General features: G+C 57.1%; 22 protein-coding genes and 1 pseudogene. 12 read left to right on the plus strand and 11 right to left on the minus strand.

Annotation, left to right across the window (positions count from 1 at the left end):
* Complete coding sequence (locus Q0816_RS03335; protein WP_298847681.1) at positions 1 to 786, plus strand: DUF2189 domain-containing protein; 786 nt, start codon at positions 1 to 3, stop codon at positions 784 to 786.
* Between the two features lie 9 nt (positions 787 to 795).
* Here Q0816_RS03335 and Q0816_RS03340 read toward each other — a convergent pair whose 3' ends face one another.
* The 3 genes from Q0816_RS03340 to Q0816_RS03350 form a co-directional block, all read right to left on the minus strand.
* Positions 796 to 1,515 (minus strand): helix-turn-helix transcriptional regulator, encoded by a 720-nt coding sequence (locus tag Q0816_RS03340; protein ID WP_298847683.1) that lies wholly within the window; start codon positions 1,513 to 1,515, stop codon positions 796 to 798.
* Positions 1,516 to 1,830: 315 nt separating this feature from the next.
* Positions 1,831 to 2,391 (minus strand): acetolactate synthase small subunit, encoded by a 561-nt coding sequence (gene ilvN, locus Q0816_RS03345; protein ID WP_298847685.1) that lies wholly within the window; start codon positions 2,389 to 2,391, stop codon positions 1,831 to 1,833.
* 68 nt (positions 2,392 to 2,459) lie between these two features.
* On the minus strand, positions 2,460 to 4,211 hold the full coding sequence (locus Q0816_RS03350; protein ID WP_298847687.1) for an acetolactate synthase 3 large subunit: 1,752 nt from the start codon (positions 4,209 to 4,211) through the stop codon (positions 2,460 to 2,462).
* Between the two features lie 421 nt (positions 4,212 to 4,632).
* Between Q0816_RS03350 and Q0816_RS03355 the strand changes: the two genes are divergently transcribed.
* Together Q0816_RS03355 and Q0816_RS03360 are read left to right on the plus strand one after the other, a co-directional pair.
* Positions 4,633 to 5,478 carry a 2OG-Fe(II) oxygenase gene (locus Q0816_RS03355; RefSeq protein WP_298847689.1) on the plus strand — a complete coding sequence of 282 codons (846 nt, stop codon included), beginning with the start codon at positions 4,633 to 4,635 and terminating at the stop codon, positions 5,476 to 5,478.
* A 47-nt stretch (positions 5,479 to 5,525) separates the two neighbouring features.
* Positions 5,526 to 5,909 carry a VOC family protein gene (locus Q0816_RS03360; protein ID WP_298847691.1) on the plus strand — a complete coding sequence of 128 codons (384 nt, stop codon included), beginning with the start codon at positions 5,526 to 5,528 and terminating at the stop codon, positions 5,907 to 5,909.
* A gap of 85 nt (positions 5,910 to 5,994) precedes the next feature.
* Here Q0816_RS03360 and Q0816_RS03365 read toward each other — a convergent pair whose 3' ends face one another.
* Positions 5,995 to 6,642, minus strand: a complete 648-nt coding sequence (locus Q0816_RS03365) for a response regulator transcription factor (protein WP_298847693.1) — start codon at positions 6,640 to 6,642, stop codon at positions 5,995 to 5,997.
* Positions 6,639 to 8,072, minus strand: a complete 1,434-nt coding sequence (locus Q0816_RS03370; RefSeq protein WP_298847695.1) for a cache domain-containing protein — start codon at positions 8,070 to 8,072, stop codon at positions 6,639 to 6,641. The genes Q0816_RS03365 and Q0816_RS03370 overlap by 4 nt, the downstream gene beginning before the upstream one ends.
* Positions 8,073 to 8,318: 246 nt before the next feature.
* Between Q0816_RS03370 and Q0816_RS03375 the strand changes: the two genes are divergently transcribed.
* The 3 genes from Q0816_RS03375 (at position 8,319) to Q0816_RS03385 (ending at position 12,818) form a co-directional block, all read left to right on the plus strand.
* Positions 8,319 to 9,401 carry a TRAP transporter substrate-binding protein gene (locus tag Q0816_RS03375; RefSeq protein ID WP_298847697.1) on the plus strand — a complete coding sequence of 361 codons (1,083 nt, stop codon included), beginning with the start codon at positions 8,319 to 8,321 and terminating at the stop codon, positions 9,399 to 9,401.
* A 118-nt stretch (positions 9,402 to 9,519) separates the two neighbouring features.
* Positions 9,520 to 10,446: a TRAP transporter small permease subunit gene (locus Q0816_RS03380; RefSeq protein WP_298847698.1), complete on the plus strand. Its 927-nt coding sequence runs from the start codon at positions 9,520 to 9,522 to the stop codon at positions 10,444 to 10,446.
* A gap of 17 nt (positions 10,447 to 10,463) precedes the next feature.
* Positions 10,464 to 12,818 carry a TRAP transporter large permease subunit gene (locus Q0816_RS03385; RefSeq protein WP_298847700.1) on the plus strand — a complete coding sequence of 785 codons (2,355 nt, stop codon included), beginning with the start codon at positions 10,464 to 10,466 and terminating at the stop codon, positions 12,816 to 12,818.
* Between the two features lie 129 nt (positions 12,819 to 12,947).
* Here the strand turns inward: Q0816_RS03385 and Q0816_RS03390 are convergent, their stop codons facing one another.
* The 4 genes from Q0816_RS03390 to Q0816_RS03405 form a co-directional block, all read right to left on the minus strand.
* The gene (locus tag Q0816_RS03390) at positions 12,948 to 13,337 is read right to left on the minus strand and encodes a VOC family protein (RefSeq protein WP_298847701.1); all 390 of its coding nucleotides are present in this window, start codon (positions 13,335 to 13,337) and stop codon (positions 12,948 to 12,950) included.
* A 7-nt stretch (positions 13,338 to 13,344) separates the two neighbouring features.
* Positions 13,345 to 14,169 (minus strand): arginyltransferase, encoded by an 825-nt coding sequence (locus tag Q0816_RS03395; RefSeq protein ID WP_298847703.1) that lies wholly within the window; start codon positions 14,167 to 14,169, stop codon positions 13,345 to 13,347.
* 75 nt (positions 14,170 to 14,244) lie between these two features.
* Positions 14,245 to 14,676: an RDD family protein gene (locus Q0816_RS03400; protein WP_298847705.1), complete on the minus strand. Its 432-nt coding sequence runs from the start codon at positions 14,674 to 14,676 to the stop codon at positions 14,245 to 14,247.
* Between the two features lie 65 nt (positions 14,677 to 14,741).
* Positions 14,742 to 15,164, minus strand: coding sequence for a DUF2852 domain-containing protein (locus Q0816_RS03405; RefSeq protein ID WP_298847706.1), 423 nt, complete (start codon positions 15,162 to 15,164; stop codon positions 14,742 to 14,744).
* 142 nt (positions 15,165 to 15,306) lie between these two features.
* Here Q0816_RS03405 and Q0816_RS03410 point away from each other — a divergent pair, with 142 nt between their 5' ends.
* From Q0816_RS03410 to Q0816_RS03430, 5 genes are read left to right on the plus strand one after another with little or no spacing between them, the layout of a single operon-like run.
* Positions 15,307 to 15,696, plus strand: coding sequence for a nuclear transport factor 2 family protein (locus Q0816_RS03410; RefSeq protein ID WP_298847708.1), 390 nt, complete (start codon positions 15,307 to 15,309; stop codon positions 15,694 to 15,696).
* A gap of 49 nt (positions 15,697 to 15,745) precedes the next feature.
* A complete protein-coding gene (locus Q0816_RS03415; RefSeq protein ID WP_298847709.1) occupies positions 15,746 to 18,541 on the plus strand; it encodes a glutamine-synthetase adenylyltransferase in 2,796 nt (931 codons plus the stop codon).
* Complete coding sequence (locus tag Q0816_RS03420; protein ID WP_298847711.1) at positions 18,525 to 18,797, plus strand: hypothetical protein; 273 nt, start codon at positions 18,525 to 18,527, stop codon at positions 18,795 to 18,797. The genes Q0816_RS03415 and Q0816_RS03420 overlap by 17 nt, the downstream gene beginning before the upstream one ends.
* A gap of 38 nt (positions 18,798 to 18,835) precedes the next feature.
* On the plus strand, positions 18,836 to 20,038 hold the full coding sequence (locus tag Q0816_RS03425; RefSeq protein ID WP_298847713.1) for an RSP_2647 family RNA methyltransferase: 1,203 nt from the start codon (positions 18,836 to 18,838) through the stop codon (positions 20,036 to 20,038).
* Positions 20,035 to 20,577, plus strand: coding sequence for an RSP_2648 family PIN domain-containing protein (locus Q0816_RS03430; RefSeq protein WP_298847715.1), 543 nt, complete (start codon positions 20,035 to 20,037; stop codon positions 20,575 to 20,577). Before Q0816_RS03425 ends, Q0816_RS03430 begins: the two co-directional genes overlap by 4 nt.
* A 70-nt stretch (positions 20,578 to 20,647) precedes the next feature.
* Here the strand turns inward: Q0816_RS03430 and Q0816_RS03435 are convergent, their stop codons facing one another.
* Positions 20,648 to 21,334: a M48 family metallopeptidase gene (locus Q0816_RS03435; RefSeq protein ID WP_298847716.1), complete on the minus strand. Its 687-nt coding sequence runs from the start codon at positions 21,332 to 21,334 to the stop codon at positions 20,648 to 20,650.
* A 181-nt stretch (positions 21,335 to 21,515) separates the two neighbouring features.
* On the opposite strand from Q0816_RS03435, the gene Q0816_RS03440 reads away from it, so the two are divergent.
* Complete coding sequence (locus tag Q0816_RS03440) at positions 21,516 to 23,000, plus strand: inorganic phosphate transporter (RefSeq protein ID WP_298847718.1); 1,485 nt, start codon at positions 21,516 to 21,518, stop codon at positions 22,998 to 23,000.
* A gap of 53 nt (positions 23,001 to 23,053) precedes the next feature.
* On the opposite strand, the pseudogene Q0816_RS03445 reads toward Q0816_RS03440, so the two are convergent.
* Positions 23,054 to 23,188, minus strand: a pseudogene (locus Q0816_RS03445) (VWA domain-containing protein); the annotation flags it as partial.
* Positions 23,189 to 23,213: the final 25 nt, after the last annotated feature.

Consider the following 23,213-nt stretch of genomic DNA (forward strand, 5'->3'; position numbering starts at 1 on the left):
ATGGAAAAGCCCTTTGGTGTACCGGATATGCGACCGGTCGATACGGCCATGCTGCGCACCGCTTTGCAGCGAGCCTGGGCAGATTTTCGCCGCGCGCCGCTGTTCGGTCTGATCTTTGCAAGCATTTACGTGCTGGCCGGGTGGGCCATGGCATGGGTGACAGTTCAGACTGGAACAACCTTCTGGCTGGTGCTGGCGGCCATCGGTTTTCCACTGATCGGTCCGTTTGCTGCTGTCGGGCTTTACGAGGTGTCACATCGTCTGGAGCAGGGAGAGCCACTGGATCTGGGCGCGATCTTCGGTGTTGTCCTGCAGCAAAGCCGCAGACAGTTGCCGTCGATCTGCGCGATCATTGTCGTTGTGTTCCTGTTCTGGTTTTTTCTGGGGCACATGATTTTCGCTCTGTTCATGGGGCTGGCCACGATGACCAATGTGTCGTCCTCGCTTGAGGTTTTTCTGACGCTGAATGGCCTGACGATGCTGGCTGTGGGCACGGCAGTCGGGGCGGTTTTTGCGACGGTTCTTTATATGATCACGGTTTTGTCGATCCCTCTGTTGCTGGACCGCGAACTGGATTTTGTAACAGCGATGATTACAAGCTTTTCCTATGTATCGGAAAATTTTCCGGTCATGCTGGCCTGGGGCATTTTTATTGCGGCTCTGACGTTTCTGGCGATGGTGCCCTGGTTTCTTGGGTTGCTTGTGGTCTTGCCGTTGCTGGGACATGCCAGTTGGCATCTGTATCAGCAGATCAAGCAGAGCGATGACGGAGATACACTGACCTGAGAAAACTGGTTACGGGTGCTGCGCCAGATTATTGGTCGACAAGCGTGCTGCCGCGAAAATGGCCGTCGAGTCATGTCCGAGATATTTCAGCACAACGGGTTCGGATGTTGCTGCGTTTGTTGGGCTGATGACTGACCCACGCCATTGAACCGCCGTTCCCGTAGGGTCGGGAGAGATCAAATAAACCCGGCTGTTTTGACCTTGCCGTTGGGAGGTCAGCATATAGACGGTTTTACCGCTGCAGGCCGCGATCCCTTGAATTTCCCGGGCTTGTGGTGTTGCCTCGGGCATTGCTGCGCGAGACACGTATCCGCGTATCAATGTGCATTGGGCCAAAGGCTTGGCATGCAACAAGGTCATGCGATGTTCGGCCGAAAGACTTTCGATAACAACGTAGAATCCGGGCGAAAACGCGGACTGATCCATCGTGTCAGAACCAGATCCCAAAAACTGTGTCAGGGCTGAGGTTGCGGGGTGATACTCGGTGCTTTCGATTTCATCCAACGGTTTCAGAAGAATTCGGGCATCCACGTCGAAGAACCGGCAAATACGGTCCAGAACATCCGGTCTGGGAACGCTTTCGCCGGAAAGATATCTGTTGAATTGTGTCCGGTTCACGCCAAGCTGTCGGCACAGGGCCGAGATCGAGCGATATCGCCGTGCCAATTGCCGAAGGTTCGCGCCGAACATTGCACGAAGTTCAGCAGGGCTGCGAATATCGTCGGTCATGGGTGCCCACGCCTTGCTAAGTTTCTGGATGAAACCATCAGTGCACTGGCGCCAAAGTCCGGTGCGCATTGAATAATCGTACAGAGTGACCCCAAGCAACGTATCCCCACGTCGCGTTGCGGACATGAGGCTAACGCCCCCAAGCGCAAAGGCAATAGGCTTTATCGGAAAATGCTTGATCTTTATCTGGAAAAGCTGACCCTATGGCAATTATAGCGCATAGACGTCGTTTGGGTTGAATTCACAGTTTTTCATCAACCTAAGTAAGTGTTCCCGCCTTGGTTCCAAGACATGTACCAAGGCGGGGAAACGTATTCAGTCACCGCGCAGCAGGGCTGCCACGCCAGTACGGGCGATTTCTATCAGGCCCAGCGGACGCATCAGGTCGGCAAAGGCGTCGATCTTGTCGGGTGCGCCGGTGATCTCGAAGATGAAAGAATTCAGCGTGCTGTCGACCACGTTGGCGCGGAAGATATCGGCCAGACGCAACGCCTCAACGCGTTTGTCACCTTCACCCACGACCTTGATGATCGCCAATTCACGCTCAACCGACGCGCCTTCGACGGTCAGATCATGCACGTCACGAACCGAGACAATGCGCCCAAGCTGCGCCTTGATCTGTTCGATCACCTGCGGCGTGCCGGTGGTGACGATAGTAATGCGGCTGAGATGGCCGGTATGGTCAACCTCGGCCACCGTCAGGCTTTCGATGTTGTATCCACGGCCCGAGAACAAGCCGATGACACGGGCCAGAACCCCGGGTTCGTTTTCGACCAGAACGGCAATCGTGTGACGTTCCTGTACGTCCGAGAACGTGGGACGTAGATTGTAGGCCGAGTGGCGCGTGGAGCCTTTTTTGATATGTAGGGCAGACATTTATGTCCCTTTCATCATCCTTGAGATGCCGGGCGCATCGGGCACCCAGCAAATTTCTTCGAATTTCGTTAAACCAGAACCGAGCCTTTGCTATCGATCACGCCCTGCGTCTCGGCCTCGCCCAGCAGCATTTCGTTATGCGCTTTGCCCGACGGGATCATGGGGAAGCAGTTTTCGTGCTTTTCCACCAGACAGTCGAAGATCACCGGGCCGTCATAGTTGATCATCTCCATGATGGCGTCGTCCAGATCGGTGGGGTCAGAGCACAGGATACCCTTCGCCCCGAACGCCTCGGCGAGCTTGACGAAATCGGGCAGCGCCTCGGACCAGGAATGCGAATATCGCTCGCCATGCAGCAGTTCCTGCCACTGGCGCACCATGCCGAGGCGTTCGTTGTTCAGGATGAACTGTTTCACCGGCAGACGGTACTGTGTGGCAGTCCCCATTTCCTGCATGTTCATCAGCCACGAAGCCTCGCCGGCGACGTTGATGACCAGCGCGTCGGGATGCGCCATCTGAACGCCGATCGACGCCGGGAAGCCGTAGCCCATCGTGCCCAGCCCTCCGGATGTCATCCAGCGGTTGGGGTCTTCAAACCCAAGGTACTGTGCCGCCCACATCTGATGTTGGCCGACCTCGGTGGTGATGTAGCGATCATGCTTTTTCGTCAGCTCTTCAAGACGTTGCAGCGCGTATTGCGGTTTGATCGTTTTCTCGCTGTTGGTGAAGGCCAGACAGTTGATCTTGCGCCACTCAGCAATCTGGTTCTGCCACTGCTTGACGTTCGCGGCGTCCGTCTTGCGCCCGCGCGACTTCCAGATTTTCAGAATATCTTCCAGCACATGGGCCACGTCACCAACGATGGGAATGTCCACGCGGATCACTTTGTTGATCGAGGACGGATCGATGTCTATATGCGCTTTCTTCGAGTTTGGAGAAAACGCGTCGATGCGGCCGGTGATCCGGTCGTCAAACCGGGCACCAACGTTGATCATCAGATCGCAGTCATGCATCGCCAGATTGGCCTCATACAGGCCGTGCATGCCCAGCATCCCAAGCCAGTTCTCGCCCGAGGCCGGGTAAGCGCCAAGCCCCATCAGCGTAGATGTGATGGGAAATCCGGTTGCGTCTACCAGTTCACGCAGCAACTGACTGGCCGCAGGGCCGGAATTGATGACGCCTCCGCCGGTGTAGAAGACGGGTTTCTTGGCGGTTTCAATTGCGGCAACCAACTCGGTGATCTCTTCCAGATCACCTTTCAGAACCGGCTGGTAATGTGAACTCGACGGTTTCGGTGCGCTGTATTCACCATTTGCAAACTGCACGTCCTTTGGAATGTCGACCAGCACCGGTCCGGGGCGGCCCGAGGTGGCGACATGGAACGCCTCGTGCATCGTGGCCGACAGGGAATCCGTGTCCTTCACCAACCAGTTATGCTTGGTACAGGGGCGGGTAATGCCAACGGTGTCGGCCTCCTGAAAGGCGTCCGAGCCGATCATGAAGGTCGGGACCTGACCGGTCAGAACAACAATCGGGATCGAATCCAGCAACGCATCTGTCAGGCCGGTCACAGCGTTTGTGGCACCAGGACCAGAAGTCACCAGCGCAACGCCGGGTTTGCCTGTCGAACGGGCATAGCCTTCGGCGGCGTGAACCGCGCCTTGTTCGTGACGCACCAAAATGTGGCGAATGTCGTTTTGCAGAAAGATCTCATCATAGATCGGTAGGACGGCGCCACCGGGGTATCCGAATACCGTGTCCACACCCTGATCCTTGAGGGCCTGAACTACCATCTTTGCGCCGGTCATCTCACGTGTCATCTGCTTTGCTCCGTTCGCGACATGTGTCTTGCGTATGACAAAAAAAAGCCCCCGATCTTTTCGGAGGCGCATGGGTTCGATTATGGTTTACCGTCACCGGCCCATGCGCGTGGTTCCTACGATTACGACTAGCGTTCTCATTGCCAGAGGCTCCTTTTTGCGTGAAGGGACATTATGTTCGAGGGGAAGGGGCGTCAACAGGCAATTGCACCAATTTTCTATCTCAACAGCGGTATTTTGCGACATTTTATTGCGCAGATTGCCGCATGTCGGGAATTTCCGCGAAAAACGTATTGAATTAGGCAGCTTCGACAGCTGATTTTGTGGTCTGAAAGCGTCAGGGCGATGTCCAAAACTGGCATGATCGGCAGTTTTTTGTGCTCCACTCTTCTCTTGTGAGCGCAAACGACGGAGGTAGAGCATGTTGCAGGATCTTGTGGATCTTGGACGGTACCCGATCGATCGCCCGGATTCGCCGGCCTATGATCGACTGATCGAGGATGTGCGGCGCGAGTTAGAACAGGATGGATGTGCGGTTCTGCCCGGTTTTGTGCACCAACAAGGGATCGCGCTTTTGGTGCAGGAGGCCAACGAGGTCGCGCCCAAGGCGCACCGTTCTTTCAATCGCACAAACGCCTATTTCACCAAAGACGATCCCCGGTTCGGGATCGCTCATCCAATCCGGCGGTTTTATGACCGCTCGAATGCCTTTGTTCCGGCCGACAATTTCACCACGTCCGGGCCACTGCGTCGCATTTACGAATTCAGCGGATTTCTTCCCTTTATCCGGGATACCCTAAGTGAGCCCGAGAACCGGTTCTTTCGCTATGACGATCCATTGGCTGATGTGATCGTCAATGTCGTGGAAGAAGGGCAGGGCTTCCCATGGCATTTCGACACCAACAACTACACCGTGACACTGGCGATCCAGAATGGCGAGGAGGGCGGGGCCTTCGAATACGCGCCCAACCTTCGCACCGCAGAGGACGAGAATTTTGGACAGGTCGCCTCGGTTCTGGATGGAAACATGGCGCGGGTTCACCAGTTGGAACTGCAGCCCGGGGATCTGCAGATATTCAAAGGCCGGTACTCATTGCACCGAGTGGCTCCGGTCAGGGGAAAGCGCCGTCGTTATGTAGGGATCTTTTCTTTCGTCGAGGCCGAAGGCATGTGCGGCGGTGTCGAGCGGACACAGCAGTTGTACGGGCGGGTATTGCCGCACCATTACGAGCGTGAAGGTCTGCGAAAGGATCGATTGCTGGATTAAGACACCATCGCGGATAGACTGCAGCCGTTTCTAATTCGGAGCTTCAGATGCCAGAGATTTTGCAACTTACCCCGTTTGTGTTGTGCTCGTCCTTGCAGAACCAGATCAACTTTTATTGTGATCGTTTGGGTTTCACCTGCGGGTTTACGCAGGACAATTACGCCTATCTTACGCATGGCCCCGTCGCCATTCGGTTGCTGGAATGTCCACCCCGGGACGATGGGAAACCACTGGGTGACGACCAATCATTTTATATCGATGTGACAGATATCGACGCATTGTATGCCAGCCTGCGCGACGGATTGGCGGATTTGCCTGAAGGTCGCGTGCGGCCGCCATTCGATCAACCATATTTGCAGCGTGAGTTTCATGTGCTGGATGAAGACGGGACGCTGGTGTTTTTCGGTCAGGACATAAGCCCCCGGGCATGAGCGCTCCCGTCCATCGTCAACGCGCCTGCGGCGCGCCTTCTCTGGTTGGGCCAGGCAGCGCTGCGCGCTGCGGATGCGCAAAAAATCAGAAGCCGACGCCCGTGCCCTGCAACACGCCATGCTCCAGCGCATAACGCGTAAGCCCGGCAGTTGAGGAAATGCCGAGTTTACGCTTGATGTTTTTGCGATGCGTTTCGACCGTGCGTACGGAAATATCCAGCGAATGAGCAACCTCCTTGTTGGATTTTCCCTGCGCCAGTTCCAGCAGGATTGTCTGTTCCCGCCCTGTCAGCGCCTCACGCGCGTTATCCTCTTTTGGTTTCAGGGATCCGCTGGCACCGGTGCAAAGATATTGTTCTCCCCGCATAACGGCGTCTATGGCCTGTTTTATCTCTTCCGTGGGTACATCCTTGAGCACATAGCCTTTGGCGCCATGACTGAGTGCAGTCGAGATGTATTCCGGGCTGTCATGCATCGACAGGATCAGAATTCGAGTTTCCGGTAGCCGTTCGAGGATGATTTCCGTAGCGCTGAGACCACCAATACCGGGCATGTTGAGATCCATCAGGATCACGTCGGGGGCAAGGTCGACGGACTGATCGACAGCGGCCTGACCGCTGCCGAGTGTTCCGACCACTTCGATCTCATCATAGCTTTCAAGAATGGATTGAATGCCCTCGGCCACCATTGGATGGTCGTCAACGATGAGGACTCGGATGCTTTCGGTGCTCATGTACCGGCCTTTCGGTTCGGAATTGCGTCTTCCTGCGGCGGCAGAAGATGGCTCAGCGGCAGGCTGGCTTCGATTACCGTGCCGCCGCGCGGTGCGCGTGATGACAGAATGCGCAGGGATCCGTCAAGCTGTTCGATGCGTTCTTGCATGTTGCGCAAACCGATGCCCGGGCTCGGCGTGCCCGGATCAGTCCGTAAACCACGGCCATTGTCGGTGATCCGCATGGTCGCTCCCTTTTTATGCCCTCGCAAATCTATTGTCACATGAGAGGCGTCCGCGTGGCGTTCGATATTGGTCAGCGCCTCTTGTGCGATACGATAAAGGGCGATCTTGCTGTCCTGATCCAGCCGGTTACGGAATACCACGGTCGAAAACTCTGTCTCGATCCCGGTGCGGTCCCGGAAGTCGTCGGTCAGGGCCTTCAATGCGGGGCCCAGGCCAAGGTCGTCCAGGACGCCTGGGCGCAGGTCGCGGCTGATGCGGCGGACCTCGGTAATAGCGGTGCCAAGATGGTCAATGCCTTTGTCCAGCGGATCGCGTGCGCCTGCGTCATCGCCACGCGCCAGACGTCGGCGGGCATTGTCCAGTGCATAGCGAACACCAACAAGAATCTGGCTGATACCATCATGCAATTCGCGGGCTACCCTGCCACGCTCTTCTTCCTGGGCGTCGAATACACGCTGGGTCAATTCTTTGAGTTTCGCGTCTGCCAGACGTCGTTCACGGATATTCAACAACATGCCCGAGGCGAAAACGATCAGCACGGCGGCCAGAACGATTGCACCGATATACAAAAACGTGCGTTGAACGCGGGCCTCGACCTCGGCCCTTGCATTGGCAACCGTTGCGACGATGTCGTCAATAAAGACTCCGGTGCCGACAACCCAGCGCCAGTCCTGAAGCCCAACAACATAGGCGATCATCTGCGCCTCTTCCCCGGTTGAAGGTTTTTGCCACATGAAACTGTGCCAGCCCGCGCCCTGGCGCGCGAGGCGGATGAACTCATCAACAATTGGCGTGCCGTCGCTGTCGGTTAACCCTTCCCAGTTGCGATTGATGAACTGGGTTTGACGGGGGCTGACCAGGTTGTTGCCGTCATAGTCGTAGACGAAGAAAAATCCGTCCTGCCCATAAATCATCGCGGACAGGATTTGCGAAACGAGGTTCTTGGCGATGTCATCGTCGGGAGCCGCCCGGCCATAGATATAGGCAAATCCGTTGCGGGCCTGTGTTACATAGTTGCGCAGTTCTTCCTTTTTGGCTTCGATCAGACTGCGTTCCAGTGCCCGGATCTCGCGTTCGGCTGTTGCCCGCGCTTCATAAGCCACCAGCACAGCAATAGCGGCAACGGCAACGACAAGCGGGATTGCAGCCACCAGAGACAGCTTCTGTGCATAGGTCAGCGAGACCAGATGTCGGAGTCTTTGCATGGACGAATCGATACGCAAGCAATGGCCAAAATGCAAAAAGGATCGGGCCTGGTTTGGGGAAAACGGGGCAAAAAGCTGCTTTTGGGTTGGTTTGCACCCGAATTTCTTGCTGATGACCGGAAAGAAATCGGGTCTCTACGCAGTACTAGGTATTCCCTTTCACTTTGGTCACTTTAGGCTGACGCGCACTGAATGCGACAGATCCGGTTTTGCCGGATCATGACTATGAAGGGGAGGAACACTCATATGGATCGTCGTTCATTTCTAAAAAAATCCGCGCTGGGCGGCTCGGCAGCTGCTGCAACCGCTTTGGCGGCTCCGGCCTATGCTCAGGGCCAGCGCACTCTGACTATGGTGACCTCATGGGGTCGTGGTCTGGCAGGCGTTTTTGACAGCGCGCAGCGATGTGCCGACAGCATCAATGCCATGTCAGATGGCAGCCTGAATGTTGAAATCAAGGCAGCAGGCGAGCTGGTTGGCGCTTTCGAAGTGTTTGACGCGGTATCGTCGGGGCAGGCTGACATGTATCACGCGGCGGACTACTACTTTGTTGGTCAGCACCCCGGCTACGCGTTCTTTACGGCTGTGCCCTTCGGCATGACCGCGCAGGAGCTGGTGAACTGGTACTATCATGATGGCGGTATGGAGCTGCATGATGAGCTGGGTGAGATCTTTGGTCTGAAATCCTTCTTGGCTGGCAACACTGGTGCGCAGGCGGGCGGCTGGTACTCGAAAGAGATCAACAGCCCTGAGGACTTCAACGGCCTGAAGTTCCGTATGCCGGGTCTGGGCGGCAAGGCGCTGGGTAAACTGGGCGCATCCGTGCAGAATATTCCAGGATCGGAAGTGTATCAGGCGCTGTCCTCCGGTGCGATCGACGGGACTGAGTGGATCGGTCCATGGGCCGACGAAAAGGCCGGTTTCCAGGAAATCACCAAGACATACTACACCGCGGGCTTCCACGAGCCGGGCGCAGGTCTGTCGCTGGCAACCAACCGCGACGTGTTCGATGAACTGACTCCGGCACAGCAGAAGATCATTGAGATCGCTGCCGCCGAGGCGCACCAGTGGAACCTGGCACAGTTCCTTGCCAACAACGGTGCAGCACTGCAGCGTCTGCAAGCAGGTGGCGTCAAGGTTTTGGAATTCCCGGAAAGCGTTTGGGATGCATTCGGCCAAGCTTCGCAAGAGGTTCTGGACGAAAACATGGGCGATGAGCTGTTCAAGAAGATCCACGACAGCGCAATGGCGTCGATGGCAGCATCGTCGGCCTGGAATAACCTGTCGTCGGGTGTTTACACCGCTCAGCGTGACCGTGTTCGCGGCTAAGCCTTTCTGATCCAAGAAAAACCGGCTCCCCCGCGCGGCGGGGGGCCTTTCCCGTTGCGCTAAGGGATTTGGGCAAGCAACAATAATCCACGCGCAACTGATACGACCTGGGGACAATATGCAGGACGAAAACGGTATCTCGTTCTTCGGCGCCCTGTGGAATGGACTTGTCTGGTTCATTCAAAACATTGCCGAAGCCTTCTATAATTTCGGATACGCCATCACGCATCCGCAGCTCTGGCTGGACTGGTCCGACAAGGCGTCGATCATGCGCTTTGTCTACTACGGCGGTTCGGTCGAGTTCTTCTTTGTGGTGTTCACCTTCTTTCTGGTTCTGACAGCCATCGGGCTGTATTACCGGAACTTCATGTGGGGCATCGTGCGGGGCCTGGAAGGGTTTGCAAACACCACCGGGCGTTTCTTTGCCTGGGCGGGCCTGTTGATGGTGATCCAGCAGATCGTGATCGTCTTCATGCAGCGGGTCTTTACCCGTCCCGATATGTCATTCGGTCTGGGCATACCGTTCCAGATGGACATCAGCTGGTTTGCGGAAGAGTTGAAGCTTTATAACGCCATGGTCGTGTGCCTGTGTTGTACCTACACCTTTGTGCAGGGTGGGCACGTACGGGTTGATCTGATCTATGCCGGTGTCAGTCATCGAACGAAGCGCGTGATCGATATGCTGGGCGCCGTGCTATTCATGATGCCCATGGCGGTGCTGACCTGGATGTACGGCTGGTACTTCATGTGGCGGCACCTGATCGTGCCGAAACCGTCGGCCAGCGACACGCTGGATCGTCTGGTGACCAAGTCCCGCGCGCTGCGCTGGAACGTCGAAACCATCGGGTTCAGCCCCAACGGGTTCAACGCCTATTTCCTGTTCAAAATTCTGCTGGTGGCCTTTGCGGCTATGGTGTTCCTGCACGCCATCGCCTTCCTGTACCGGTCGTATCTGGAATATGTGGAAGGGCCGGAAAGCACTGGAAAATACCTTGACAAGGACAGCCTTGGTGAGGGTGAAGAAGCCTATGAAGGCGCGCATTAGGGACGGAGACCCAGACTATGTTATTCGGACTTGATGGCGTCGAGATAGGCCTCATTATCGTATTCTTCTGCCTTTTCGGAGGCATTCTTTCCGGGTTCCCGGTGGCCTTTGCCATCGGTGGTGCCGGGGTAATCTCATTCGGGATCATCGCCGCGTTAGACAGTGCTGGTCTGTTGATCCACCAGGCGATTGACACCGGATCTCAGGCCTATCGGGATGTTGTGAATTCCGGGATCAAACCTGATGTCATATCCGTATTCCGATATCCGGATTTACCAAGGATAGCAGAACCGGTTTTTGTTTCAGGCTGGGAAACCGCGCTTGACCGCAACGTTTCTTTCATCGTGAACCGCATGAACGAACGCGTTCTGGCCGGGCAGTCCATTGAGACCCTGTTGGCGGTTCTGATGTTCGTACTGATGGGCATCACGTTGGAGCGTTCGAAGATCGCCAACGACCTGTTGACGACAATGGCGCGCGTTTTTGGCCCGTTGCCGGGTGGTCTGGCCGTTTCGATTGTGGTTGTGGGGGCTTTCCTTGCTGCTTCTACTGGCATCGTCGGCGCAACCGTGGTGACGATGGGTCTGCTGGCTCTGCCAACCATGCTGCGCAACAACTATTCGCCGGAGCTGGCGACAGGTGTGATTGCAGCATCAGGCACGCTGGGGCAAATCATTCCACCGTCTATCGTCATCGTTCTGCTTGGCACGCTGGCGGGTGATTTGTATTCGACAGCGCAAGAGACACGGGCTGTTGAGGCAGGATGTACCGATGCGCTGACCTATCTGGGGGAGCCTGCGGTTGTGTCGGTCGGGACGTTGTTCCAGGCGGCGCTATTGCCCGGGATCCTATTGGCGCTGCTTTATGCTCTTTATGCGTTTGGCTATGCGTTGCTGAATCCGGACAAGGCGCCTGCCGTTGCGATGTCGGGTGGGTCTGGTGAGCCGATCACCAGGTCTGAAGGTCTGACCTGGCTGTTGGGCGCACCGGTTGCGCTGATTGTCGGCGCAGTTCTGCTGGGCAATGTCGGTGTGATTGGCAGCCAGAATGTCTCGGTCTCGGCTTTCTCGGACATCGGACAGGGTGCATCCTTGCGTACCAATGTGTCAGAAGAATGCAAGATAGCGATGATCGACCTGCACGGTCAGTCCGCCTGGGATCAAGCCGTGGCCGAGCAGGAAGCCATTGACGCGGCTGGTGGCGCAGCTGAATCGCAGCGGCTGACCGAGGAAGAGTTGGCAGCAGCTCAACAGGAAAGGATCGCAGAAGCAGCACCGATTGGAACAGGTGTGGCCGTTGTTGTCCTACTGTTGGGTCTGACTCTGGTTCTGGGCCGTGGGATCGCACCGTCGCGTGCGCCGCAGCCGTTGATCCTGGGTGCGATTGGTTTGTTGCTGATGTTGCTGGTCGATATCCTGATGATCTCGCCTACCACATCTTCTGGTGCGACATTCGTGTTGCTCGCCTTGCCGTTCGTGCTGGCCATTTATGGCTGTAAGGAAGCTGCCGCGCGCTGTGCGACCAATGATCTGATCCGAGTGGTCTTTCCGCCGTTGGTACTGATCATCGCGGTATTGGGGTCGATCCTTGGAGGTGTGACAAACCCGACACCTGCGGCTGCGTTGGGAGCGGGTGGTGCGATCATGCTTGCAGCTTATCGCAAGCTGCAGGATCAGGGCCGGTCTGGCAAAGTGATTATTTGGTCGACCTTCGCCGTGATGATCGCATTGCTGATGGGGGTCAACTTCGATCTGCGCATCAATCAGGGCAATGTGCCGTTTGAAACCTGGATCGCCTTCATCATTGCCTATGCGTCATACCTGTATGCGCTGTTTGGGCTGCTGTTCGGGTGCTGGGTGCTCTATTCCAGTGGCGTTTTGACCCCGGTGGTGCGTGAGACGGCCAAAGTGACCTCGATGGTGTTCACCATCCTGATCGGATCGCAGCTTTTGAACCTGGTGGTGATTTCGTTTGGTGGTGAGCACTATATCCAGCAATTCCTGAAGAGCTTTGATAACGAATTCACAGTCTTCTTGATCGTGATGCTGGTGCTGTTCATTCTGGGCTTTGTGCTGGATTTCCTTGAGATCATTTACATCGTGATCCCCATTGTGGGCCCGGTGATCTATGGCGGGTCGTTCGATCCGAAATGGGTGACGATCATGGTGGCTGTGAACCTGCAGACGTCGTTCCTGACACCACCGTTCGGGTTCGCGCTGTTCTACTTGCGAGGGGTTGCACCGAAAGAGGTGACAACCGGCCATATCTATCGCGGGATCATACCGTTTGTTCTGATCCAGGTTGTCGGGATTGCGATCCTGTGGTTCTTCCCGGCGATTGTCACGATCGTGCCGGATCTGATCCCGAACTGATCAGAGCGATCAAAATGCAAAGGGGGCCTGGGGCCCCCTTTTCTTATTTGTTGCGGGGAAGGGGCCAGCACCTTCTTGGCCTGCGACCAATTCATCCCCGAGGTGTTTTCAGCCAGATGAAGATGCGGATCAGGTGAACTGGAGCAAATCCCAACGGTTGCCGAAGGGATCGCGCCAGACGGCGACTTTGCCATAGGGTTCAAAGCGTGGGGCTTCTTCGAACGTGACACCGTTTGAAAGCATGTGCGCGTGGTCGCGATGGAAATCATCAGTTTGCAGGAAAAAGCCGACGCGGCCGCCGGTCTGGTTACCGATTGCAATCTCTTGTTCCGGACTGGCGGCTTTGGCCAGAAGAAGGGCGCTGCCGTCTGATCCCGGCGGTGTGATCAAGACCCAGCGTTTGCCGCCTCCGAGGTCGATATCCTTCAAGAGCCGGAAATTGAGTGTTTTCGTATAAAAACATATGGCGTCATCGTAATCCGGCACCACGAGGGTGACGGCGTGCAGGTTTTGTTTCATGGGGTGGTTAGCCTTTGGTCGGGTGACGGTCAGGAAGCTGGATATTGGCCACCTGCTCGGCTATCGGAGCTGCTGACAGAGGATGTTGTGATGATCCGGAAAAAGCCTTCGGATCGCTGATTTTTTGCCAATCACCTTGAACGTAGGCCTCGAGCCCCGAAAATTTTGCTTTGTAGCCCATCTTGGGGCTGCCGGGGACCCAGTAGCCCAGATAGATATAAGGCAGGCCCGCTTCGCGTGCGATGTCGATGTGATCCAGTATCATATAGGTGCCCAGAGAGTTCTGCCGCTGGTCCGGATCGTAGAAGGAATAGACCATGCTCAGCCCGTCATCGAGCACATCGGTCAGGCTGACAGCGATCAGGTTGCCGGTTTCAGGGTCTGCGTATTCGACCACGCGGCTTCGGATCGGAGTTTCTTCGATCATGGCGGCAAACTCGAACACGTCCATATCGGCCATCCCGCCATCGGCATGCCGAGTGTCGAGATAGCTGCGGAACAGGTCGTATTGCTCGTCGGTTGCCCAGGGCGATGTCGCGCGGCGTTGCAGATAGCCGTTGCGTTTTTGGGCGCGTTTCTGGCTTTTCGTCGGGCGGAAGGCCGAGACGTCGATCCGGGCTGACAGGCACGCTGCGCAATCTGTGCAGGAGGGGCGGTAGAGCACATTTTGTGATCGACGAAACCCCTGTTGCGACAGGGAATTGTTCAACTGTTCCGCACCATCGCCCTGCAATGCGGTGAAAAGCTTGCGCTCCATCCTGCCGTCGAGATAGGGGCAGGGTTGTGGGGCCGTGACATAGAATTGTGGCGCAATTGGCAGCGTGTGTCGCATGAAGTTCCCATGTAGCCTCGGGACGGATGATAGCAATCGTTCCCGAGGCCGCCAAGTGATTCACGCAACCGTGCTTCAGGCCCTCTGATTGATCATGACAGTGCCCAGAAAACTATCGGTCAGACCCTGACCGCGGGCGCTGGTCAACATCATGATGACCGAGATGATCTGGATCACGGCGAACGCCATGCTGACGAAATAGCCGGCGGTATGGGCGATGGCCTTTCCCATATCCATTCGTTCTCCGAATGAGTCACGCAATTCGATCCCCATGAACCGCATTCCCAGCGTGGCGGAGCCATTGGCGATCGTCACCACGCGGTAGACGAAGCTGACAACCGCATAGATCAGGGCCAGGAAAAACAGGCCAAGGCCCGCGGTCAATAGGATTGCAACCGTGCAAAGAAGCGAGATAAAGGCGACATCGAACAGCCACGCGACAAAACGCTTGGTCGTTACCGAGCTGTAGAATTCGGGTTGGGTGTCGGGATTAGGCAGGTGATTCATTCGTCAGGTCCGAGAAAGAGGGATGGGGCACCCTGTCCCGAAACATCGGGGCAGGGCAAGGTCAATCAGGCACGCTCCCCTTTGCCGTCATCCTCATGGTTCTCACGTGCGCGTTCATCCATGAATTGGTCGAATTCGGCCTTGTCCTTGGCGTCACGAAGACGGCGCATGAAGGCTTCGAAATCCTGCTGTTCGCGTTCCAGGCGGGCCAGGGTGTCTGACTTGTAAGCGTCAAATGCACTGTTGCCCGAAGGTTTCATCGCGCTCATGTGGCTGTGCCACGATTTTCGGCGGCTGCAGGATTTGCTGAACATGCGTTTGCTCCAGATCATATAGGCCAGAAGGGCGAGGCCAACAGGCCAGAAGAAGATGAAACCAAGGACCATTGCGGCGATCCAGGCCCCTTTGCCTTTGTCATCCAGCCAAGCCTCAATTCTATAAAGCCATCCCGGATTTGCGGGGACGGCGGGGTCGGACAGTGCGGTCATTTGAGCTCTCCAGGGTTGATGTAAATTCTTTTCACATTGTCTAGATGGGGTCCCTGTCAGGTGTTGCAAGGGGCTAATGTGAAAAAGATTTACATTCAGCAATTCGGTTGACGCTGAACATCTTCGGTCGCAGGTTGCGGGAATGGAAACGACAAAACACAAAGCAGCACCTGCGCTGAATGAAATTCTCGATCTGGAAAAGCAGGTCTGGATGGCTCTGGTCGACGGTAATGCAAACGCGGATCGGGCTTTGTTGAGCGCGGATTTTCTAGGGGTTTATCCCTCGGGTTTTGCTAATCGCGACGATCATGTCGGGCAATTTGCGGATGCACCGACGATGGCGGAGTTCGATCTGAGCGACGAACGGTTGCGTGTTCTGACGCCCGATATCGTTCTGTTGAGCTATCGTGCCGATTATTTGCGTCCGGGTGCGGCAGCACGTGAGACGATGCTGATTTCTTCTTTGTGGGAACGAACAAACGACGTCTGGATCAACACTTTCAGTCAGGACACGCCGGTTCAGAAAACCTGATCAGAATGCCCCATTGACGATCAAGCGCAGCAATGCACAGTTTGCGCACATGACTGATATGCTTGCCATTACCCGACTTCCACATGCTTTTGATCCGTCTCTGGGCGAAGAAGCGCGCGCTTTGATGCCAGAATTGTCCCGGGAGTTAGGAGAGCTGGTGGCGGGCACCGCCGGGTCCAGCCCTTTTCTGAAAGGTCTGATCGAGCGTGAAAGGGAATGGCTGCCGCAGGCCCTGATGCATCCGGATCAGGCACTGGCTGACGTCATGATTGCTGCGCGGGGTCTGTCGCCGGATCAGTTGAAACCCGGTTTGCGCAAGGCCAAGCGGCGTATGGCACTGCTGACCGCATTGGCAGATATTGCAGGCGCATGGCCGCTTGAAAAAGTCACCGCTGCATTGACTGATTTTGGAGCTCTGGCAGCGGACGTTGCCGCCAAAGCTGAGATTGCAGCCCTGATCCGGCGCAAAAAACTGCCGGGAATGACCGAGGATGCCGTCGAAACTGCGGCCGGGCTGGTCATCTTGGCAATGGGCAAGATGGGTGCGTATGAGCTCAACTACAGTTCGGACATCGATCTGATTGTACTGTTTGATGAGACGCGTTTTGATCCTGATGACTTTTACGAGGCCCGACAGGGCATGGTGAGGGCCACGCGAAACTTCTGTGCGACGCTGAGCGAAAAGACGGCGGACGGCTACGTTTTCCGGACCGATCTGAGGCTGCGCCCAGATCCTGCCGTGACACCTGTCTGCATGGCGATGGAGGCCGCTGAGCGGTACTATGAAAGCCTGGGCCGTACATGGGAGCGTGCAGCTTACATCAAGGCGCGCCCTTGCGCCGGAGATTTGGCTGCGGGTCAGCGGTTTTTGGACAGCCTGCGTCCCTTCGTCTGGCGCCGCCATCTGGACTTTGCCGCTATTCAGGACGCTCACGATATGCGCCTCCGTATCCGGGAAAACAAAGGCACTGGCGGGTCGTTGTCGATCCCCGGACACGACATGAAGCTGGGCCAGGGCGGTATCCGTGAAATCGAGTTCTTTACCCAGACTCGTCAATTGATCGCAGGCGGTCGAGATGCTGATCTGAGGGTGCGTGGCACGGTTCCGGGGCTTGCGGCGCTGGCCTCCAAGGGGTGGGTGCCGCAGGATGTGGCCGACAAGCTAACCGATCATTACCGTGCCCACCGCGAAGTTGAACATCGCATCCAGATGATCCATGACGCGCAGACTCACAAAGTGCCGAACTCACCCGAAGGGGTCGAACGGGTTGCATGTCTGATGGGGATCAGCAGCGAAGAGTTGACGCAAGACCTGACAAACCGTCTGACCGAAGTGCATGAGCTGACCGAGGGTTTTTTCGCCCCCGGGCCCGGAGCCGTACCTGCGCCAATACAGGATGTCGAGTTCGACAAAAGCGTTTTGGCCCGTTGGACGACATATCCAGCCCTGAGATCCCAGCGCGGCGCGCGGATTTTCGAACGTCTGCGGCCCGAGTTGCTGACGCGCCTCGCCAAGACCGCCAAGCCCGATGAAGCGCTGATGGCACTGGACGGGTTTCTGGCGGGATTGCCTGCCGGGGTGCAGCTGTTTTCGCTGTTCGAGGCCAATCCGCAACTGATCGATCTTCTGATCGATATCGTTGGCACGTCGCACGCTTTGGCCTCGCATTTATCGCGCAACGCGTCTGTATTTGACGCTGTGATCGGCGGCAGTTTCTTTGCGGATTGGCCGGGGCAAGAGGCGTTGCAGTCTGAGTTGACGCAGGCTCTGTCAGAAGAAGCAGACTATGAAACCCAGCTCGATCTTGCACGACGCTGGTGCAAGGAGTGGCATTTCCGGGTTGGTGTGCATCACCTGCGTGGCCTGATCGATGGGGGCCAGGCTGGCCAGCAATATGCCGAGCTTGCTCAGTCGGTCATTGCATCCATCCTGCCGCAGGTCACCGAGAATTTCGCCCGCAAACACGGGCCTGCGCCGGGACGTGGGGCCGTCGTTTTGGGAATGGGATCATTGGGGGCAGGGCGGATCAACTCGCAATCCGATCTGGATATGATTGTGATCTACGACCCGTTGGATCAGGACATGTCGGATGGCCCGCGCCCCCTGGCCACGCGCACCTACTATGCACGATTCACGCAGGCCCTGATCACAGCTTTGTCCGCGCCGATGTCGCAAGGGCGGCTGTATGAGGTGGACATGCGGTTGCGCCCGTCGGGCAATCAGGGGCCGGTGGCGACCAGTTGGGCTAGTTTCACCAATTATCAGCAGAACGAAGCCTGGGTATGGGAGCATCTGGCCCTGACCCGCGCGCATGTTGTTGCTGGGGATGCGGAACTGGTCGAGGAAATCGAAACGTTCCGAGCCGGGTTTCTGTCACGTAAGAGAGACCACAGTAAAGTCTTGCACGAAGTGGCCGAGATGCGGTCGCGTCTGGCCGCAGCCAAAGCGCCCGCCGGTATCTGGGACGCCAAGAATGGCCCCGGTCGATTGATGGATATCGAGTTGATGGCCGAAACCGGCGCCTTGTTGGCAGGGTCTCAACAGCGCGATGTGTCGTCCGGTCTGGATGGTGCCGTCGCTACCGGGTTGCTGGATGTCGCGCAGGCGCAATCCCTGAAAGATTGCTATGACCTATGCTGGTCCGTGCAATGCGCGGCGCGGCTGCTTTCAGGCAAGGCTATCGAGGCTGACAAGATCGGTGAGGGCGGTGCGGCCTTTTTGTGCCGAGCTACCGGGTTCGAACAGGTCGAGGCGCTACAAACGGCTTTGCAGGATTGTTACACGACCGCAGCCGATCTGATCGGGGGCGTGATCAAAGGGGACGAAGATGGCACGCAGCACTGATCCCAATGACCACAAAGGTCTGATCCGCGAAGCCTATCGCATCGAAGGAATCACATTGCCGGAATGCCGCAGCATCTTTCTGGATTGGGCGCTTAGCCTTCCGGCGGACCGTGATCAGAACACAGCGCTGACAGAACTGCACGCGGGATATGTGGAACAGAACCCCGATCATCCGATGACACAGGTTCTGACCGAGGGCCTTCAGGCAGCTCAAACCCCGAAACGCCGCGGCGGCTGGCGATCCCGTAACCGCTAGGGCTTTTCCGCCGGCGCGTTCACGACTATGAGGGCGCCATGACCCAATCTGCCGACCGCCCCCGTATCCGCCTGAAACCCAAAGCCAACGCGCGCGGTTTGCGCCATGGCTTCCCGTGGGTTTATGCCAACGACATCGTCACCGATCGCCGCACCCGAAAGATCCTTGCGGGCGACTTGGCTGTGCTCGAAGACGAGAAACGCGCGCCCATCGCGCTGGTGGCGGTCAACCCCGAGTCCAAGATCATGTGCCGCGTACTGGATCGAGACATCGACGCGCAGCTCAACGCAGAGTGGTTCGAGACCCGTCTCAGTCGCGCTTTTGCGATGCGCGAGCTCCTGTTTGACGCCCCATATTATCGCCTGATTCATGCCGAGGCGGATGGCTTTCCCGGTGTTATCATCGACCGCTTTGGCGACGCATGTGTCATCCAGCCCAATGCGGCCTGGGCAGAGGCGCATCTGGACCTGCTGACTGAAGCACTGATCAAGGTCACTGGCGTGACCACGGTGCTGAAAAACGCCTCGGGGCGCACGCGTGGGTTAGAAGGGCTGGATGACGTTAGCAAAACTCTGCGCGGCACCGCGCCCGATGCGCCGCTGCCGGTACCGATGAATGGTGCGACCTATATGGCCGATGTGACCGGCGGCCAAAAAACTGGGCTTTTCTACGATCAGCGCCCAAACCATGCCTTTGCAGCACAGCTGGTTCACCCCGGCGCGCAGGTATTGGACGTGTTCAGCCATGTCGGCGGCTTTGGTCTTGCAATGCTTGCAGGCGGAGCACAGCGGGCACTAAGCGTTGACGGATCTGCAGCGGCGCTGGAGCTGGCGACCAAAGGGGCTGGGGCTTCGGGTCTTGCAGACAAGTTCCAAACCCGACAGGGTGACGCGTTCGACGTGCTGACCCAATTGGGGGAAGAAGGTGCTCAGTTCGACGCGGTGATCTGCGACCCACCTGCTTTTGCGCCTTCGAAACAAGCGCTCGATGCGGGTTTGCGCGCTTATGAGCGTATCGCACGATTGGCGGCTCCTCTGGTCAAACCCGGTGGCTACCTGGGGCTCTGCTCCTGCTCGCACGCCGCCGATCTGGGACGTTTTCGCGATGCGTCCTCCCGTGGGATCGGTCGCGCCGGACGTCACGCGCAATTGATCCATACCGGATTTGCCGGCCCGGATCACCCGCAGCTACCGCAACTGGCGGAAAGCGGCTATCTCAAAGCGATTTTCTACCGCCTATGAAAGCTGTGCTCGATACCTGCGTCATCTATCCCACGGTGATGCGTGAGATGCTGTTGGGCGCGGCTCATCTAGGCCACTTCACCCCGGTCTGGTCAGCGCGTATCCTGGAAGAATGGGCTCGCGCGTCCCGCAAACTGGGCCCGGCGGGTGAGGCGCAAGCGCGCGCAGAAATCGCCCTGACACGAGCCAACTGGCCAGAGGCGGAGCGGGCTCCGAATGAAGGATTGCAAAACCGCCTTTGGCTGCCAGACGTCGGTGATATCCACGTGCTGGTGACCGCAATTACGGCATCTGCTGATGTGATTGTCACGGTGAATGCCAAAGATTTTCCGAAAAATATCCTAGCCGAAGAAGGCCTCGATCGCCGAGACCCTGACAACCTGCTTCACGGCATCTGGCAGGCAGACCCAATGGGTATGAACACACTTGCCGCTCAGGTCCTTGAAGAAGCCAACCGCCTTTCAGGCGATCAATGGACCCTTCGCGCGCTTATGAAAAAGGCGCGCCTCCCACGCCTTGGCAAAGCCGTGACCTCCTAAGCGGGATCCCACTACATCTGGCTATAAATACTTCGGAGAGCGCGAGAGGCTGGCCTCTCGCTGCGCCCCCTCAACCACGTGCCCAACGCTGTTCAAGCTTCTCAAGCGCTGCGATCCGTTCATCCGTCTTCGGATGGCTCATCAACCACGCCGGAACAACGCCGGCGCGCTGCTGCGTCAAGTCCTCCAGCTTATGAAACAACGATTTCTGCGGCCCAATTCCAATGCCTGCTTTGGTTAACAACGCAGCAGCATATTCATCCGCCTCATATTCATCCCCCCGTGACAGGCGCGAGGCCAGAAGGGCAGTCAAAGCATTCGCAATCATCGCACCGATGAAGGGGATGAACCGGTTCAAAACCACTATCAGAGCTGTACGCAACGCGTTCTGGCCCGAGAAATCGATCATCCGCCGCCGCGCATGGCCTAGCGCCACATGACCCAGTTCATGCGCGATCACGCTGGCCATTTCTTCGGCCGAAACCTCTCCGCTGCGGAATTTGCGGTAAAACCCGCGCGTGATGAAAATGCGCCCGTCCGGTGCGGCCAGACCGTTCACCGGGTCGATCTCGTAGATATAGACGGGAACGCGCTCGATCCCGAGCGCTGCGGCCAGCCTGTCAGTCATGCGTTTCAGGACAGGATCGGCCAGTTCCGTCGACTTGGCATCCAATTCCCGATGCGTGCGCCAGACGGAAATCCGGTACATCACGATGGCATACCCAATGGCCAGCAGGATCGGGGTTAATCGAAGCATGTTAAAGATATGGTCGGAACAATGGCGTTGCGCAAGTCACGCTGAGGTGTTGTTCGTTCAGATTTATGCGCTCCAACCGTAAAACCCTCCTGTCCTACGAAAAGTTGTGATTTCCAGATTTGTACAATTGATTAAAGCATCGATCCAAATTAACCCACGGGACGTTATCGATGAGGGACTCATGACCGACAAGAACTATGAAGCTCGTCACCTGGAAACGCTCGACAGGGACTTGCGTCGCTTTTCACGCCTCGAAGTGGCGACCGCTCAAGTCGGGCGCCCGGTCGTGGGATCGGGCATCGCCTTTGCATTCATTGTCGTCGCAGGTCTCGTGGCCGCGTTCCTGTTCGGACAGGACAGTAACACGCTTATCGTTGTGATCGCGGCGATGTTCGGGGCCTACATGGCGCTGAACATCGGAGCCAATGACGTGGCCAACAATATGGGCCCCGCTGTTGGCGCAAATGCGCTGACCATGGGTGGTGCCATCGCGATTGCCGTTGTTTTTGAAAGCGCCGGAGCGCTGATTGCGGGTGGAGACGTTGTATCGACCATTGCCAAGGGGATCATCGCGCCGGAAAGCATGGGAACGGCGGATGTATTCATCTGGGCGATGATGGCGGCGCTGCTGTCGTCTGCACTTTGGGTCAATCTGGCGACATGGATCGGCGCACCGGTTTCCACCACGCATTCCGTCGTGGGCGGTGTCATGGGGGCAGGGATCGCCGCAGCCGGTTTCGGAGCTGTAAGCTGGGGTACCATGAGCAAAATCGCGGCCAGCTGGGTAATTTCGCCTGTATTAGGCGGTTTGGTCGCTGCCGGATTTTTGTGGTTCATCAAGGCTAGGATCATCTATCAGGAAGACAAGATTGCCGCGGCCCGCAAATGGCTGCCGATGCTGGTTGGGATCATGGCGGGTGCCTTTGCGTCTTACCTGGCGCTGAAGGGCCTCAAGAAGATCATCAAGATCGACCTCGGTACCGCATTGCTGATCGGCGCGGCCTGTGGAGGGCTGATCTGGGCCGCGATGATCCCGGTGATCCGTCGTCAGTCCGAGGGGCTGGAGAACCGCAACAAATCACTGAAAATCCTGTTTGGAATTCCGCTGATCGTATCGGCGGCATTGCTGAGCTTTGCGCATGGCGCAAATGACGTCGCCAATGCGGTGGGACCTCTGGCCGCGATCGTGCAGGCCTCTGCCTCAGGTGATTTCACACAGGCTGTCAGCATCCCTTATTGGGTCATGATCATCGGCGCATTTGGCATTTCATTCGGCCTGTTCCTGTTTGGGCCAAAACTGATCCGAATGGTCGGCAGCCAGATCACCAAGCTCAACCCGATGCGGGCCTATTGCGTCGCGCTGTCAGCCGCGATCACGGTGATTGTCGCAAGCTGGCTTGGCTTGCCCGTCAGTTCCACCCACATCGCGGTCGGTGCTGTTTTCGGTGTAGGCTTTTTCCGCGAATGGGATGCAGAGCGTCGGTTGAGACGGGCCAGCCTGGCGGTACCCGAACGCCCCCGTGTCGCACCGGAAGAACGCCGCCGCCGTAAGCTTGTGCGCCGATCGCATTTCCTGACCATCATTGCCGCGTGGCTTATCACGGTTCCCGCCGCAGCGATGCTGGCAGCCGTTCTGTTTCTTGGTATTCAGATGATTGCCGGATAAATTCAGGCGCTGACCTTAACGGGTCAGCGTCCGCATACCCTGTTCCAGCCCGGCCCGGCCTCTGCATTCCAATGCTCATTTGCGCCGCCGGGGTAGGCGGTCTCATAGCAGCTTATCGAGACGTCGCCGACGAAGATGCACATGTAATCCGGGCCTCAGGTTCGCAAGGCTTCATGTGTCGGGTTTTGTTGGCCAATTCAAAAAGCACCAGAA

This window comes from uncultured Ruegeria sp. (assembly GCF_947497005.1).
Lineage (GTDB): Bacteria > Pseudomonadota > Alphaproteobacteria > Rhodobacterales > Rhodobacteraceae > Ruegeria.

Excerpts from the sequence above, each read along its gene's own strand:
- Q0816_RS03410 (WP_298847708.1), top strand. The coding sequence starts at position 15,307 with ATGGAAACGACAAAACACAAAGCAGCACCTGCGCTGAATGAAATTCTC.
- Q0816_RS03440 (WP_298847718.1), top strand. The coding sequence starts at position 21,516 with ATGACCGACAAGAACTATGAAGCTCGTCACCTGGAAACGCTCGACAGG.
- Q0816_RS03375 (WP_298847697.1), top strand. The coding sequence starts at position 8,319 with ATGGATCGTCGTTCATTTCTAAAAAAATCCGCGCTGGGCGGCTCGGCA.
- Q0816_RS03355 (WP_298847689.1), top strand. The coding sequence starts at position 4,633 with ATGTTGCAGGATCTTGTGGATCTTGGACGGTACCCGATCGATCGCCCG.
- Q0816_RS03425 (WP_298847713.1), top strand. The coding sequence starts at position 18,836 with ATGACCCAATCTGCCGACCGCCCCCGTATCCGCCTGAAACCCAAAGCC.
- Q0816_RS03350 (WP_298847687.1), bottom strand. The coding sequence starts at position 4,211 with ATGACACGTGAGATGACCGGCGCAAAGATGGTAGTTCAGGCCCTCAAG.
- Q0816_RS03400 (WP_298847705.1), bottom strand. The coding sequence starts at position 14,676 with ATGAATCACCTGCCTAATCCCGACACCCAACCCGAATTCTACAGCTCG.
- Q0816_RS03385 (WP_298847700.1), top strand. The coding sequence starts at position 10,464 with ATGTTATTCGGACTTGATGGCGTCGAGATAGGCCTCATTATCGTATTC.
- Q0816_RS03415 (WP_298847709.1), top strand. The coding sequence starts at position 15,746 with ATGACTGATATGCTTGCCATTACCCGACTTCCACATGCTTTTGATCCG.
- Q0816_RS03435 (WP_298847716.1), bottom strand. The coding sequence starts at position 21,334 with ATGCTTCGATTAACCCCGATCCTGCTGGCCATTGGGTATGCCATCGTG.
- Q0816_RS03395 (WP_298847703.1), bottom strand. The coding sequence starts at position 14,169 with ATGCGACACACGCTGCCAATTGCGCCACAATTCTATGTCACGGCCCCA.
- Q0816_RS03405 (WP_298847706.1), bottom strand. The coding sequence starts at position 15,164 with ATGACCGCACTGTCCGACCCCGCCGTCCCCGCAAATCCGGGATGGCTT.
- Q0816_RS03390 (WP_298847701.1), bottom strand. The coding sequence starts at position 13,337 with ATGAAACAAAACCTGCACGCCGTCACCCTCGTGGTGCCGGATTACGAT.
- Q0816_RS03380 (WP_298847698.1), top strand. The coding sequence starts at position 9,520 with ATGCAGGACGAAAACGGTATCTCGTTCTTCGGCGCCCTGTGGAATGGA.
- Q0816_RS03420 (WP_298847711.1), top strand. The coding sequence starts at position 18,525 with ATGGCACGCAGCACTGATCCCAATGACCACAAAGGTCTGATCCGCGAA.
- Q0816_RS03370 (WP_298847695.1), bottom strand. The coding sequence starts at position 8,072 with ATGCAAAGACTCCGACATCTGGTCTCGCTGACCTATGCACAGAAGCTG.
- Q0816_RS03340 (WP_298847683.1), bottom strand. The coding sequence starts at position 1,515 with ATGACCGACGATATTCGCAGCCCTGCTGAACTTCGTGCAATGTTCGGC.
- Q0816_RS03360 (WP_298847691.1), top strand. The coding sequence starts at position 5,526 with ATGCCAGAGATTTTGCAACTTACCCCGTTTGTGTTGTGCTCGTCCTTG.
- Q0816_RS03430 (WP_298847715.1), top strand. The coding sequence starts at position 20,035 with ATGAAAGCTGTGCTCGATACCTGCGTCATCTATCCCACGGTGATGCGT.
- Q0816_RS03335 (WP_298847681.1), top strand. The coding sequence starts at position 1 with ATGGAAAAGCCCTTTGGTGTACCGGATATGCGACCGGTCGATACGGCC.
- Q0816_RS03365 (WP_298847693.1), bottom strand. The coding sequence starts at position 6,642 with ATGAGCACCGAAAGCATCCGAGTCCTCATCGTTGACGACCATCCAATG.
- ilvN (WP_298847685.1), bottom strand. The coding sequence starts at position 2,391 with ATGTCTGCCCTACATATCAAAAAAGGCTCCACGCGCCACTCGGCCTAC.